Genomic DNA, 12,609 nt, shown 5'->3' on the forward strand with positions numbered 1-12,609 from the left:
ATGATGGACGCTGCTGTTACCACCACCCCCGCTGTTCTGATCCTTCTCGGCCCCCCGGGCGCTGGGAAGGGCACCCAGGCCCGTATGCTGGAAGACAAGTTCGGTCTGGTTCAACTCAGCACCGGCGATCTGCTGCGCGAGGCAGTTGCTGCCGGTACCGAAGCAGGCAAAGCCGCCAAGGCCGTTATGGAAGCAGGCGATCTTGTCAGTGATGAGATCGTTATCGCCATCCTGCGCGACCGAATGGCTCAGGATGATTGCAACAAGGGTGTCATTCTGGATGGCTTCCCCCGCACCACGGTCCAGGCCGAGGCGCTGGACGGGCTGCTGGCTACATCAGATCAAAAAATCAGCGCCGCCATCAGTCTTGAAGTTCAAGATGCTGAAATGGTGATCCGCATCTCGGGCCGTTACACCTGCGCGGGCTGCGGCGAAGGCTATCACGACACGTTCAAGCAGCCCGCCAAAGAGGGCGAGTGCGACAAGTGTGGCCACACCGAATTCAAGCGCCGTGCGGATGACAATGCCGAAACCGTTGCATCCCGGCTCAGCGCCTACCACGCGCAAACGGCGCCGCTGATTGACTATTACCGGGCCCAGGGCGTGCTGAAAGGCATCGATGCCATGGGTCAGATCGACGACATCGCAACCGACCTGCAAGGGCTGGTGCGCGAAGTCATGAGTTAAGGGGAGGAGATAAGCCCCAAGGGCTTTGCTCCTACAACAGAATACTTCAATGGACCCGCCTTGGCGGACCAGAGGAGTTTTGCCTGACGTCACGGGGCGTCTGGCACATTCGAGAAGCGGCCCAACGCACTGGAGGAGTTGGGCAATGGGCCGCCAACGAGAAAGCGAAGGAGGAACCCGCAATGGCGGATCATTCAACAAACTCCGCGCAGACTGCCGAGTCCGACAAGGGCTATTGGCAGGCCAACCTGCGCCTTATCTACATCAGCCTGGTGATCTGGGCTCTGGTGTCGTTTGGATTCGGCATTCTGCTGCGTCCGCTGCTGTCGGGTATCGCCGTCGGCGGAACCGATCTGGGCTTTTGGTTCGCTCAGCAGGGATCGATCTTGGTCTTTCTGGTGCTGATCTTCAACTACGCCTGGCGCATGAACAAGCTGGACGCTGAGTTCGGCGTAGAAGAAGAATAAGGGAGAGCGGGAAACATGGATCAGTTTACCATCAACCTGCTGTTTGTTGGCGCGTCGTTCGCGCTATACATCGGCATCGCGATCTGGGCCCGTGCGGGTTCCACATCTGAATTCTACGCCGCCGGTCGCGGCGTTCACCCGGTCACCAACGGTATGGCGACAGCGGCGGACTGGATGTCTGCGGCCTCGTTCATCTCGATGGCGGGCCTGATTGCCTTTACCGGCTATGACAACTCGACCTTCCTGATGGGTTGGACCGGTGGCTACGTGCTGCTGGCTCTGCTGCTTGCGCCTTACCTGCGTAAGTTCGGCAAGTTCACCGTCTCGGAATTCATCGGCGACCGTTTCTACAGCCAGACCGCGCGTATCGTGGCGGTGATCTGTCTGATCGTGGCCTCGGTGACCTACGTGATCGGTCAGATGACCGGCGTTGGCGTTGCCTTTGGCCGCTTCCTTGAGGTTTCCAACACCTCGGGTCTGCTGATCGGTGCTGCGGTTGTGTTTGCCTACGCGGTGTTCGGCGGGATGAAAGGCGTGACCTATACTCAGGTCGCTCAGTACTGCGTGCTGATCACCGCCTACACCATCCCGGCGATCTTCATCTCGCTGCAGCTGACCGGCACGCCGATCCCGGCACTGGGTCTGTTCGGTGACACCGCCGGTGGTGAGCCGCTGCTGACCAAACTGGACGCCATCGTGACCGAGCTGGGCTTTAACGACTACACCGCCCACCACTCGAACACGCTGAACATGGTGCTGTTCACCCTGTCGCTGATGATCGGTACAGCGGGTCTGCCCCACGTCATCATGCGTTTCTTTACGGTGCCGAAAGTGTCTGACGCGCGTTGGTCTGCTGGCTGGGCGCTGGTCTTCATCGCGCTGCTGTACCTGACCGCTCCTGCTGTTGGTGCAATGGCCCGTCTGAACATCACCGACATGATGTGGCCCAATGGTGGCATCGAAGGTGGTGCTGTCTCGGTCGAGGAAATCGACACCGATCCGCGCTATGACTGGATGGCCACGTGGCAGAAAACCGGTCTGCTGGACTGGGAAGACAAGAACGGCGACGGCAAAATCCAGTACTACAACGACAAGTCCGAAGCCATGAACGCAATCGCGGAAGAAAAAGGCTGGGTTGGCAATGAGCTGACCAAGTTCAACCGCGACATCCTGGTTCTGGCCAACCCCGAGATCGCCAACCTGCCGGGTTGGGTGATCGGTCTGGTCGCTGCCGGTGGTCTGGCGGCCGCTCTGTCGACCGCTGCGGGCCTGTTGCTGGCGATTTCGTCGGCTGTGTCCCACGACCTGATCAAGGGCGCGATCAATCCGCAGATCTCGGAAAAAGGCGAGCTGATGTCGGCCCGTGTCGCAATGGCCGTTGCCATCGTTGTGGCGACCTATCTGGGTCTGAATCCTCCGGGCTTCGCGGCGCAGACAGTGGCCCTGGCCTTTGGTCTGGCGGCAGCCTCGATCTTCCCGGCGCTGATGATGGGGATCTTCTCGACCCGCATCAACAACACCGGTGCGGTCGCGGGTATGCTGGCTGGTCTGGTTGTGACCCTGGTCTACATCTTCCTGCACAAGGGCTGGCTGTTCATTCCGGGCACCAACTCGTTCACCGATGCTGATCCGCTGTTGGGTCCGATCAAGTCGACTTCGTTCGGCGCAATCGGTGCGATGGTCAACTTCGGCGTCGCCTACGTCGTTGCAGGCATGACCAAAGAGACCCCGCAGGAGATCAAGGATATGGTCGAAAGCATCCGCATTCCCCGTGGTGCGGGCGCAGCTCAGGATCACTGAGTTATGATGCGGCATATGGTCAACTTCCATATGCCGCGTTTTTCGATCGACTGTCCCCGCCCGGCACACCACCGGGCGGGATTTTTTAACCAGAAATACGAGGTCGTCTGATGCCCCTCCCCCTAGACCAGATCACCCGGTTTCTGAAATCCGTACATCCGTATGATGCCCTGCCACACGATACGCTGGCGGATCTGGCCGAACAGATCGAAGTGTGGGAACTGGAGGCAGGCGCCCCCGTTTATGAATTGGGCAACGATTTGCCCGGCGTCTTCCTGATCTATGAAGGACAGGTCGAGGTCACCGATGAAAACGGCGCTGTCGTCTCACATTTGGGATTGCGCAATTCCTTTGGCGAACGCGGTTTGCTCAGGGATGGGAAGGCCGCGACCCATGCACATGCTGACGCGCCGTCCATCTTGCTTATTCTGCCACCGGCTCTGGTTCGCGCGCTGATCGACAACCACGACGTTGTCGCCAAATTCTTCAACAGAACGCGCGGTGAGAAAGCCGGTCCGCAAAGTCTCGCCACCAGTGCGATTGACGTGCTTATGGCCCGCAACCCCGCCACATGCCCGCCTGCCCTGCCCGTGCGCGACGCTGCCCGGCTGATGCGCGACCGCCATATCTCATCTCTGTGCATCACCGAAGGGGATCGTTTCCTTGGGATCGCGACCCTGCGCGATATCGCCGGAAAATTTGTGGCCGACGGCCTGCCCGACAGCACGCCTATCTCGGACATCATGACCGCTGATCCCGTGACCCTGTCGCCGTCCGACATCGGGTCGGACGTGCTGCATGTGATGATGGAGCGCGGGATCGGGCACATTCCGATCTCAGAAGGTGGTAAACTGGTCGGCATCGTGACCCAGACCGACCTGACCCATTATCAGGCCGTCAATTCGGCCGAACTGGTGCGCCGCATTGCACATGCCGCTTCAGCGACCGAGATGGCGTTGGTCACGGCGGAAATCCCTCAGCTGCTGGTGCAGCTGGTTGCAGGTGGCAACCGGCATGAGATCGTCACCCGTCTGATCACCGACATCGCCGACACCGCGACCCGGCGCCTGCTGGCCCTGGCCGAACAGAAACTGGGCCCCGCGCCCGTGCCCTATCTGTGGCTGGCCTGCGGATCGCAGGGGCGTCAGGAGCAGACCGGCGTATCGGATCAGGACAATTGCCTTGTGCTGGATGACAGCGTGACCGAAGCGCAGATGCCCTATTTCGCCGAGCTGGCCAAGTTCGTCTCGGACGGGTTGGATGTCTGCGGGTATTTCTATTGCCCCGGCGACATGATGGCGACCAACCCGCGCTGGTGTCAGCCCGTGCGCGTCTGGCGCGACTATTTCAACGGCTGGATCGCCAAGCCGAACCCCGAGGCACAGATGCTGGCCTCGGTCATGTTCGATCTGCGCCCCATTGGCGGCACGTTCGAACTGTTTGAGGACCTTCAAACCGATACGCTGGCCGCGGCAAATGCGAATTCGATCTTTGTCGCGCATATGATCTCGAATTCGTTGAAACACACGCCTCCGTTGGGGCTGCTGCGCGGGTTCGCCACCATCCGGTCCGGCGAGCATCGTAATACGCTGGATTTAAAGCATAATGGCGTTGTGCCCATTGTCGATCTGGCGCGTGTCTACAGCCTGCAGGGCAAGCTGACCGAGGCCAACACCCGGGCCCGTCTCAAAGCCGCCGAGGCGGCTGGAGTGCTGAGCCCATCCGGCGCACGCGATATTCTGGATGCCTATGATCTGATTGCAGAAACCCGGCTGGAACATCAGGTGCGGCTGGTGAAATCCGGCGAAAAGCCGGACAATTACTTGCCGCCCTCGGCCTTGTCGGACTTTGAGCGCAGCCATCTGCGCGATGCGTTTGTTGTTGTAAAAACGATGCAATCAGCTGTGGGGCATGGCAAAGGTATGCTGGGCTAGCATCGTGCGCGCGGAGAGCGGAGGATCGCCTTCGGCGACCGTATTTGGAACGAGAAGAAGCGGCGACACGCGCCGGAACGGAGGAAGGTTCACATGTTTATTGAGCTGATCGGCACGATATTCGCAGGGATTGCATTTGCAGGCGTGGCGATGATCGTGAACAAGCTGACCGGTGGCCGCCTGCCCCGTTGGGCCATGCCTGTGGCGGCAGGTCTGGGCATGATCGGCATGACCATCGCCAGTGAGTATTCCTGGTACGGGCGCACCGTTGAGACCCTGCCCGAAGGGTTGGAGATCGTACAGGAGGTCGAAAGCCGGACGTTCTACCGCCCGTGGACCTATGCGGTGCCTTTTGTTGACCGATTTGCCGCGATTGACACCGTGTCGGTGCGCACAAATGAAAAAGTGCCGGAACAACGTCTGGTCGATCTCTATTTCTTTGGACGCTGGGCCCCCCGATCCATGGTGCCCGTGGCCGTGAATTGCGCCGATTTTAGCCGCGCCAACCTGGCGGACGGGGTCGAGTTCACTGACGACGGCCGCATTGTCGATGCCGACTGGATCAACGCGGCTTCGGACGATCCTGTCATCAAGGCAACCTGCGGAGCTTAAAATGCTACACCGGCTGAGTTTGCGACTGCGCATATTCCTGTTCTTCTGCCTGCTGGCGGTGGGCGCGCTGCTGGTCAGCTCTCTGGCGCTGTGGATCAGCTATCGGCGTATTGCAGACCCCGAGTTGATCAATGCGTTCTTGTTTGCCGAGATCATCATGGGGTTTGGCTTTGTCGCCCTGATCGTCGCGGTCTGGCTGCTGTTTGATGACAACGTGGCAAAGCCGATTGAACGTCTGTCCGCGCAGCTGCGCGCGCGCGCGCATGCGGGCGTCAGCACGGATGTCGACATGCAGGCGGCGCGTTATCTGGGCGACCTGGCCCCGGCCGCGGCTGGTCTGGCCGATCAGTTGTCGGGAAAGACTATGGATGTTGCCGAGGCAGTCGCCACAGAAACCGCCCATCTGGCCGCAGAAAAACAAAGGCTGACCGCGCTGTTGACCGAGATACCGGTCGCGATGGTACTGGCCAGCCCGACGCATAAGATCGTTCTTTATGATGGTCAGGCCGCCGGGGTTCTGGCCCAGATCGGACATCCCCGACTGAACGCATCGCTGTTTGAGTATCTGCAACCCAACGCCCTGCAGGACGCCTATGAAAAGCTGATCAAAACCGGGCTAGAGGTTGATTGCACGCTGACCAGCATCGACGGCGCGCAATCTTACACGGCGCGGATGAAGCCGCTGGGCGACGCGCCGGGATACCTGCTGATTTTTGACGAAAGCGCGGCCAATATCTCACCCGAATCCGCCCGGCCTCTGGTCTATGATTTCGATCTGCTGAACAACGCCTCGGACGGGCAGTTCGAAACCCTCGCCCTGCAGGATTTGTGTTTTGTCGTCTTTGACACCGAAACCACCGGCCTGCTGCCGCATAAGGATGAGATTGTTCAGATCGGCGCGGTGCGTGTCGTGAATGGCCGGATTGTCGAGGGCGAACAGATGGACCAGCTGGTCAATCCGGGCATGCCGATTCCGCCTGCCTCGACCAAGGTTCACAAGATCAGCGACCTTATGGTGCAGGATGCTCCGGACATTGCCACGGCAGGGCGCGCTTTTCACCAATTCGCCCGTGATGCAGTGATTGTCGCCCACAACGCACCATTCGACATGGCCTTTCTGCGGCGTCACGCCAAAAGCATGGGGGTTGAGTGGGATCACCCCATTCTGGATACGGTGCTGCTGTCAGCTGTTTTGTTCGGTGCCAGCGACAAACATACGCTGGACGCCCTTTGCGACAGGCTGGAGATCACCATCCCGCATGAACTGCGCCACACCGCGCTGGGGGATGCTGTCGCGACCGCAGAGGCGCTGGTCAAGATGCTGCCGATGTTGCAAGCGCGCGGCATGACCACCTTTGGGGCCGTGATCGAGGCGACGCGCCAACATGGCCGTCTGTTGGAAGACCTGAACTGAGCCCCAAAATGTGCGGATTGCGTCCAGCTTTTCATGGACAATCCCGGCGGGCCGTGGCACCTGAGGCGCGACCACTGCATGAGCGCGCGATGACGGAAAAGACCTTCACCCCCACTCCGGACCACACCCTTGCCTATCGCGAAGCGTTGGGATGCTTTGGCACCGGTGTCACTGTTGTCACGACACAGACCGAAAATGGACCGCGTGCCATCACCGTCAATTCCTTTTCGTCCGTATCACTGGACCCGCCGTTGGTCCTGTGGTGCCTTGCCAAAGACTCATATCGGTTTGATGCGTTCAATGCCTGCCAGCACTATTCGATCCATGTGATGGCCGAAGAACAGCAGGATCAGGCGCTGAGATTCGCCCGCGACGGGTTGGATTTCTCTCATGCTGAATGGGTATCCGACCACAAAGGCCGCCCGCAACTGGCCAAATGTCTGGCCCGGTTCGATTGTAAGTTGGATGCTAGGCACGAAGCAGGCGACCACCTGATCCTGGTGGGCGAAGTCGAACAGGTGATGTACCGCACCGGCAAGGGTCTGATCTTCAAACGCGGTCAGTTCGGCGGGTTTGCCGATCTGCTTTAGGCGTCACTCGTCCAGAGAACCATGCACCGCCAGCGCCTCAAGCTGGGTTTCCTGCGGCGTGATGATGCGAAAGGCTTCGCGCACACCTGACTCGGACAGCTCACGCGCGACGGTCAGCAGAGTGTTGGGCGCATGTTCCTCGCACAGCTCTGACATATGGGCGATTTCGGCTTGTGCCACACCCATTGCAGCCTCAATCGACGGCGCGCCATAAAGCTGCGTGAAATGTTGGGCCAGATTCTGCGCAATCTGATCCAATTCGGCCTGTTCGATCTGAGTGACGGCGACAAAGGTGACGCGCCCGAAGGTCTCAACCCCCAGCCAGCCATTGGCAAAAGCCTGCCGCGCCTTGCCGTCCAGATCGCCCTCGCCCCAGTTCGAAAACTCGAAACCGCCCGAGATGCACCACTCCCCTGTTCGGGCCGGAGAATGAAAGACATTCATGTCGCTTTCATCGAAATGGATCGCGCGGGCCAGTTTCATGTGTCGTTCTCCAACAGTTCGGTCAGGGGGCGCAGTCGGGTCTCGGAACCGTCGCGGATCAGCATGCCAAACCGCTCATCCGTTCCCAGAAAAACCCCCGAGTCGTAAGGTTCACCCACGCCCCGCAAAAGACCCATCCATTCGGCATGCAGCGGCGCGTTGCCGTCCTCTTGCCAGCGATTGAGCCAGGTCAGCATATGGCGCGACCAGCTTTCGACCAGCTGCACCGCCGAAACCTCAGCACAGCCTTCGTCATAGAGCGCGGTGACATCCGGGTTTTCGCCCGGCGCATCACTGGTTTGGAGCAAGGCCAGCTCCCACCCGATGACCAGCCAATCGGGCTGAGCCTCAGGGGCAGTGTCAGATGCGGCGGTCCGAAACAGGCCGCAGGTCGCGCCGTTCACGCAAATCACCCCATCCCAGCCCAGATGCACGGCCACCTCGGGCGGTGCCAGAGCGCCCAGCGCGTTCTGGAAACCGACAGAACACAAGGGCAGCATCGCCATCGCATCCTGCAGCGGCACCTCGGGGGCGAAGACAATCGCCACGCGCAGCCGGTCTGCCTGAATGTTGTAGACGACCGACCCCGCATCGCATCCCAGCGCAGCCATGGCGAGCGCACGCTCGAACGGGTCCTCCCCGTGCTGGACGGGGTGGCCTGTCAGCAAAGGGGGGAATACAGGCTCGGTCATGCGTTGCCTTTGGCGATCAGATCGCGGGCGATCTTGCGGAACGCCTCGGCCTGCGGGCTGTCGGGTTTGCTGACGACAATCGGCGCGCCTTCATCAGCCGCAATACGAATGTCCAGATTCAATGGGATTTCCCCCAGCAAAGGCACGCCCAGCGACGCCGCCTCGGCCGCGACACCGCCATGACCAAAGACATGTTCTTCATGGCCGCAATTCGAACAGATATGCGTGGACATGTTTTCGATCATCCCAACGATGGGCGTCTTGAGCTGGTTGAACATGTCGATCCCCTTGCGGGCGTCGATCAGGGCCACATCCTGCGGGGTCGAGACGACTATGGCCCCGTCCACCTTGAATTTCTGGCTCAGCGTCAACTGCACATCGCCGGTGCCGGGCGGCAGGTCGACGATCAGCACGTCCAGTGCGCCCCACTGCACCTGGTTCATCATCTGTTGCAGTGCGCCCATCAGCATCGGACCGCGCCAGACAACCGCCTGCCCTTCATTGGTCATCAGGCCCATGGACATCATGGTAACGCCGTGGTTGCGCAGGGGCAGAATGGTCTTGCCATCCGGGCTGGCCGGGCGGCCCGAGACACCCAGCATCCGGGGCTGCGAGGGGCCGTAAACATCCGCATCCAGCAGACCCACGCGCCGCCCTTCGGCTGCCAGCGCACAGGCGAGGTTGGCGGACACGGTCGACTTGCCCACACCCCCCTTGCCCGAGGCAACGGCGATGATCCGGTCCACCCCCGGCACAGCCTGCGGGCCGGTTTGCGATGGCTTGGGCTTGGGTTTCAATTCCGGTGGCGCCTTGTCCGAATGCGCGGTCATCATCGCTGACACTTTGGCGACACCATCCACCATTTGCGCGGCTTGTTCAGCGGTCGCGCGCACGGGCTCCATCTTTTCGGCATGTTTGGGGTCGATCTCAAGTACGAAACGCACGGTATCGCCTTCGACATTCAGCGCCCGCACAACACCGGCGCTGACAATGTCCTGACCGGAAACCGGGTCAGTGATTTTTTTCAGATTCGCAAGAACCGCGTCGCGGACACTCATGCCTTTCCCCTACTATTCTTTCCAACCATGTGGTTGATTTTCATTGTACTTACCTCGATCCCGTTCAGTTTATTTGACGCATGTGGGATCGGGCCGGTAGGCTGAGCCATGCGTTTTGTCCTTTTGTGCCTGAGCCTGACGCTGTGTGCCACCCCCTCTTGGCCACAAGAGACGATTGGCCTTGCCGCTCCGCCCGAAGTGAAAGACTCTGGTCTTTTGCAACATATTCTTCCGCGCTTCTCACTCAAGACCGGTATTCGGATTGTTGCAGACGATGATGGCGTTCTGGTGCTGAACACGGCCCCTCCGGGCGATCCGGTCTTTGCGCGCGGTGATGTGGTCTATCACCTGCAGACCCAAGATGACGCCAAGCAGGAACGGTTCCTTGACTGGCTTCAATCGGATATCGGCAAACGTACCATCGAAAGCTTTGCACCGGATCAGGGCGCGCCCTTCTCGGCCAGTTTCGAAGTCGCGACTGCATCCGAAGACACCACAATCGACGGCGACGTTATCTTGGGTGAGGAACTGTCGATGACCCATTGCGGCCGGTGCCATGTGATCGGGCCGAAAAACCGGATGAACGGTCTGGGCTCTACCCCGTCCTTTGGCGTGTTGCGCGCGATGTCCGACTGGTCGGAACGGTTCGAGGCGTTTTTTGTTCTGAACCCCCACCCGGCTTTCACGCAGATCGACGGGCTGACGGCACCGTTTGACCCTGAACGCCCCTCGCCGATCCAGCCGGTGGAAATGACGCTGGACGAGTTGGAGGCCATTCTGGCCTTCGTGTCGGCCCTTGAGGCCGCCGATCTTGGGGCACCTCTGCAGCTTCAATGATCCTTCCGCTTCGAGAAATAATCCTCGGTCGTGACGACGCGCGGTTTGGGATTTGACTGAAACGGGTTATCTGTGTGCTGGAACTGCGCGTTCACGCGGCAATTGTCGCACATCTGGATCATCCGGGCCTTGTCCGAGGTTGCAAACATCGGATGCGTCCCCGACAGTTTCTCCATGATGCGTTCCACCGTGGATTTCACCCCGAACAGCGCCCCGCATTCAACGCAGGCAAAGGGTTCTTCCTCATTCAGCACCCGCTGTGACAGGGCCGCATCGCTCAGGTCCAGTTGCGGAACCAGCGCAATCGCGTCCTCGGGACAGATGTTCTTGCACAGGCCACATTGCAGACAGGCATCCTGCTGGAAGTTCAACTGAGGCTTGTCGGGGTTGTCCACCAAAGCGCCCGACGGACACAGCGACACGCAGCTAAGGCACAGTGTGCAGGCATCGGTATCAATCGCCAACGCACCGTATGGCGCGTTTTCGGGCAGCGGCAGAGGGTCTTCGGCCTGCGGGTTCAGCGCCTGCGCCGACAGCCGCGTGATTTGCCTGCGGTTGCCCAGCGGCAGAACCGGATCGGCCAGTGGCCGCGGTACGTCTTGCGCATAGAGCCGCTCAGCCATGGCGTCCGGGTCAGCCTCGTCGATCAGACCCAAGCCCCCGGCCCCGGCAATCGCCTGTGCCAGCTCAAGCTCTCGGTCAAGGGCATCGCGTTCGGTGGTGGGTGCCAGCAAGACATCGACACGGGCAAACCCATGGGCCAGCCCGGCCAGCATCTCGGCATGGCCAAAGCCCGAGATCACGTTCAGTTGCATGGGGATCACATCCGCTGGCAGGCCGCGCCCAAAGCGGGCGGCAAGCCGGATCATCTCAGCCCCATGGGCATCATGCACCAGCAGCCGGGGCGCGGTTCCGCCCGCGCGCCGATAGGTCCGCGCCAGAATGTGCATACGCGATACGATGGCCGCGATCTGAGGGTCTTCGTAAGTAATTGCCGTAGACGGACAGACCGCAGCACACGCCCCACAGCCCGCACAGACCATCGGATCGATGGACACGTGTTCGCCATCGGGCGAGATTGCACCGGTCGGGCAGATGTCCAGGCAATTCGTGCAGGCCACCTGTTCGGCCCGCGAATGGGCACACAGCGTTTCCTCCATCCGCACATAAAGCGGTTTTTCGAACGTACCGACCAGTTGCACCGCGTCAAAGGCCAGACGTTCGACCGCCACCTTATCTTTGGGATCCGCCCTCAGGTATCCTTCGCGCTTTTCTGGGGCCGGTACAAAGGCCATGTCACCCGCCAGATCAATCACGATGTCGCAGGTGGATTTTGCCCCATCGCGCGGCTCGGACCATTGAAAGGCCCCGCGCCCGCCGGGCTCAACCTGCTGCAACGCATCCAGTTGCAACGAGAACCCTCCCAAGGCCCCATTCACCGACCGCACGCGCCCCCGCACAACATCAAAGTCACGCGACAGGGGTTGGCTGTCATCCGTCACCAGAACGGTTACGGCCAGCGTTGCGGCCAACCGCTGGGCCAGATCAAAACAGACCTCACCTGCGCCGATGATGAAACAGGTGCCTTCGCTGAACACATCCACGCTGGGCGTGATGGGCTGCGGCAACAGCGCCTCGGCCGCCAGTGCCGCCATCTTGGGCGTTGCATCATCCCCTTGGTCAGACCACCCCGCACGATCACGCAGATCAACGAAACCCGGCGTTTCGATCTGCAATTCTTCGGCCAGTGCCGAGAACACCTCTTGTTCCTGCCCGCAGGCGATGATCGTGTCGCCCTCTTGCATCAGCGCTGCGGCGCTGTTCAGCTCGCGCGTGCACAACGCTGTATGCACCTTGGAACAGCTTGTGCCACAGGTCGATGCGATCTGTTCGGCATCCAGCGACTGCGTTCCTTCGCAATCACACAGCAGAATCTTGGTGCCCATAGTCCCTCCCCGAACGCGGTCCATCCCTCGCACATTAGGCTGTCCTTCGGGGGCGGCAATGTAAAGGCCACCGATTTTCATCCCGACGC

12 protein-coding genes are annotated in these 12,609 nt (G+C 60.4%); 8 read left to right on the plus strand and 4 right to left on the minus strand.

Going from position 1 to position 12,609, the window contains the following annotated elements; genetic code table 11:
* Positions 1–3 precede the first annotated feature (3 nt).
* The 7 genes from ACRZ94_RS01765 (at position 4) to ACRZ94_RS01795 (ending at position 7,504) form a co-directional block, all read left to right on the plus strand.
* Positions 4–687 carry an adenylate kinase gene (locus tag ACRZ94_RS01765; RefSeq protein ID WP_480796912.1) on the plus strand — a complete coding sequence of 228 codons (684 nt, stop codon included), beginning with the start codon at positions 4–6 and terminating at the stop codon, positions 685–687.
* Positions 688–869: 182 nt separating this feature from the next.
* A complete protein-coding gene (locus ACRZ94_RS01770; protein WP_480650786.1) occupies positions 870–1,154 on the plus strand; it encodes a DUF4212 domain-containing protein in 285 nt (94 codons plus the stop codon).
* A 15-nt stretch (positions 1,155–1,169) separates the two neighbouring features.
* On the plus strand, positions 1,170–2,954 hold the full coding sequence (locus ACRZ94_RS01775) for a sodium:solute symporter family protein (RefSeq protein WP_480650784.1): 1,785 nt from the start codon (positions 1,170–1,172) through the stop codon (positions 2,952–2,954).
* A gap of 110 nt (positions 2,955–3,064) precedes the next feature.
* Positions 3,065–4,888: a DUF294 nucleotidyltransferase-like domain-containing protein gene (locus tag ACRZ94_RS01780; protein WP_480796539.1), complete on the plus strand. Its 1,824-nt coding sequence runs from the start codon at positions 3,065–3,067 to the stop codon at positions 4,886–4,888.
* A 93-nt stretch (positions 4,889–4,981) separates the two neighbouring features.
* A complete protein-coding gene (locus ACRZ94_RS01785) occupies positions 4,982–5,500 on the plus strand; it encodes a hypothetical protein (RefSeq protein ID WP_480650780.1) in 519 nt (172 codons plus the stop codon).
* 1 nt (position 5,501) lies between these two features.
* Positions 5,502–6,914: a 3'-5' exonuclease gene (locus ACRZ94_RS01790; protein WP_480650778.1), complete on the plus strand. Its 1,413-nt coding sequence runs from the start codon at positions 5,502–5,504 to the stop codon at positions 6,912–6,914.
* Positions 6,915–7,003: 89 nt separating this feature from the next.
* Complete coding sequence (locus ACRZ94_RS01795; protein ID WP_480650776.1) at positions 7,004–7,504, plus strand: flavin reductase family protein; 501 nt, start codon at positions 7,004–7,006, stop codon at positions 7,502–7,504.
* 3 nt (positions 7,505–7,507) lie between these two features.
* Here the strand turns inward: ACRZ94_RS01795 and ACRZ94_RS01800 are convergent, their stop codons facing one another.
* From ACRZ94_RS01800 to ACRZ94_RS01810, 3 genes are read right to left on the minus strand one after another with little or no spacing between them, the layout of a single operon-like run.
* Positions 7,508–7,987: a DUF6505 family protein gene (locus tag ACRZ94_RS01800; protein ID WP_480650774.1), complete on the minus strand. Its 480-nt coding sequence runs from the start codon at positions 7,985–7,987 to the stop codon at positions 7,508–7,510.
* Positions 7,984–8,679 carry a biotin/lipoate--protein ligase family protein gene (locus tag ACRZ94_RS01805; protein ID WP_480796540.1) on the minus strand — a complete coding sequence of 232 codons (696 nt, stop codon included), beginning with the start codon at positions 8,677–8,679 and terminating at the stop codon, positions 7,984–7,986. The genes ACRZ94_RS01800 and ACRZ94_RS01805 overlap by 4 nt, the downstream gene beginning before the upstream one ends.
* On the minus strand, positions 8,676–9,737 hold the full coding sequence (locus ACRZ94_RS01810; RefSeq protein ID WP_480796541.1) for an Mrp/NBP35 family ATP-binding protein: 1,062 nt from the start codon (positions 9,735–9,737) through the stop codon (positions 8,676–8,678). The genes ACRZ94_RS01805 and ACRZ94_RS01810 overlap by 4 nt, the downstream gene beginning before the upstream one ends.
* 108 nt (positions 9,738–9,845) lie before the next feature.
* On the opposite strand from ACRZ94_RS01810, the gene ACRZ94_RS01815 reads away from it, so the two are divergent.
* Positions 9,846–10,574: a c-type cytochrome gene (locus ACRZ94_RS01815; RefSeq protein WP_480796542.1), complete on the plus strand. Its 729-nt coding sequence runs from the start codon at positions 9,846–9,848 to the stop codon at positions 10,572–10,574.
* Here ACRZ94_RS01815 and ACRZ94_RS01820 read toward each other — a convergent pair.
* The gene (locus ACRZ94_RS01820; RefSeq protein WP_480796543.1) at positions 10,568–12,520 is read right to left on the minus strand and encodes a 4Fe-4S binding protein; all 1,953 of its coding nucleotides are present in this window, start codon (positions 12,518–12,520) and stop codon (positions 10,568–10,570) included. The genes ACRZ94_RS01815 and ACRZ94_RS01820 overlap by 7 nt on opposite strands.
* Positions 12,521–12,609 lie beyond the last annotated feature (89 nt).

The organism is Ruegeria sp. CH10, from assembly GCF_056537125.1.

Coding starts and splice junctions, on each gene's coding strand:
- ACRZ94_RS01785 (WP_480650780.1), top strand. CDS start 4,982: ATGTTTATTGAGCTGATCGGCACGATATTCGCAGGGATTGCATTTGCA.
- ACRZ94_RS01780 (WP_480796539.1), top strand. CDS start 3,065: ATGCCCCTCCCCCTAGACCAGATCACCCGGTTTCTGAAATCCGTACAT.
- ACRZ94_RS01805 (WP_480796540.1), bottom strand. CDS start 8,679: ATGACCGAGCCTGTATTCCCCCCTTTGCTGACAGGCCACCCCGTCCAG.
- ACRZ94_RS01820 (WP_480796543.1), bottom strand. CDS start 12,520: ATGGGCACCAAGATTCTGCTGTGTGATTGCGAAGGAACGCAGTCGCTG.
- ACRZ94_RS01765 (WP_480796912.1), top strand. CDS start 4: ATGGACGCTGCTGTTACCACCACCCCCGCTGTTCTGATCCTTCTCGGC.
- ACRZ94_RS01810 (WP_480796541.1), bottom strand. CDS start 9,737: ATGAGTGTCCGCGACGCGGTTCTTGCGAATCTGAAAAAAATCACTGAC.
- ACRZ94_RS01800 (WP_480650774.1), bottom strand. CDS start 7,987: ATGAAACTGGCCCGCGCGATCCATTTCGATGAAAGCGACATGAATGTC.
- ACRZ94_RS01815 (WP_480796542.1), top strand. CDS start 9,846: ATGCGTTTTGTCCTTTTGTGCCTGAGCCTGACGCTGTGTGCCACCCCC.
- ACRZ94_RS01770 (WP_480650786.1), top strand. CDS start 870: ATGGCGGATCATTCAACAAACTCCGCGCAGACTGCCGAGTCCGACAAG.
- ACRZ94_RS01795 (WP_480650776.1), top strand. CDS start 7,004: ATGACGGAAAAGACCTTCACCCCCACTCCGGACCACACCCTTGCCTAT.
- ACRZ94_RS01790 (WP_480650778.1), top strand. CDS start 5,502: ATGCTACACCGGCTGAGTTTGCGACTGCGCATATTCCTGTTCTTCTGC.
- ACRZ94_RS01775 (WP_480650784.1), top strand. CDS start 1,170: ATGGATCAGTTTACCATCAACCTGCTGTTTGTTGGCGCGTCGTTCGCG.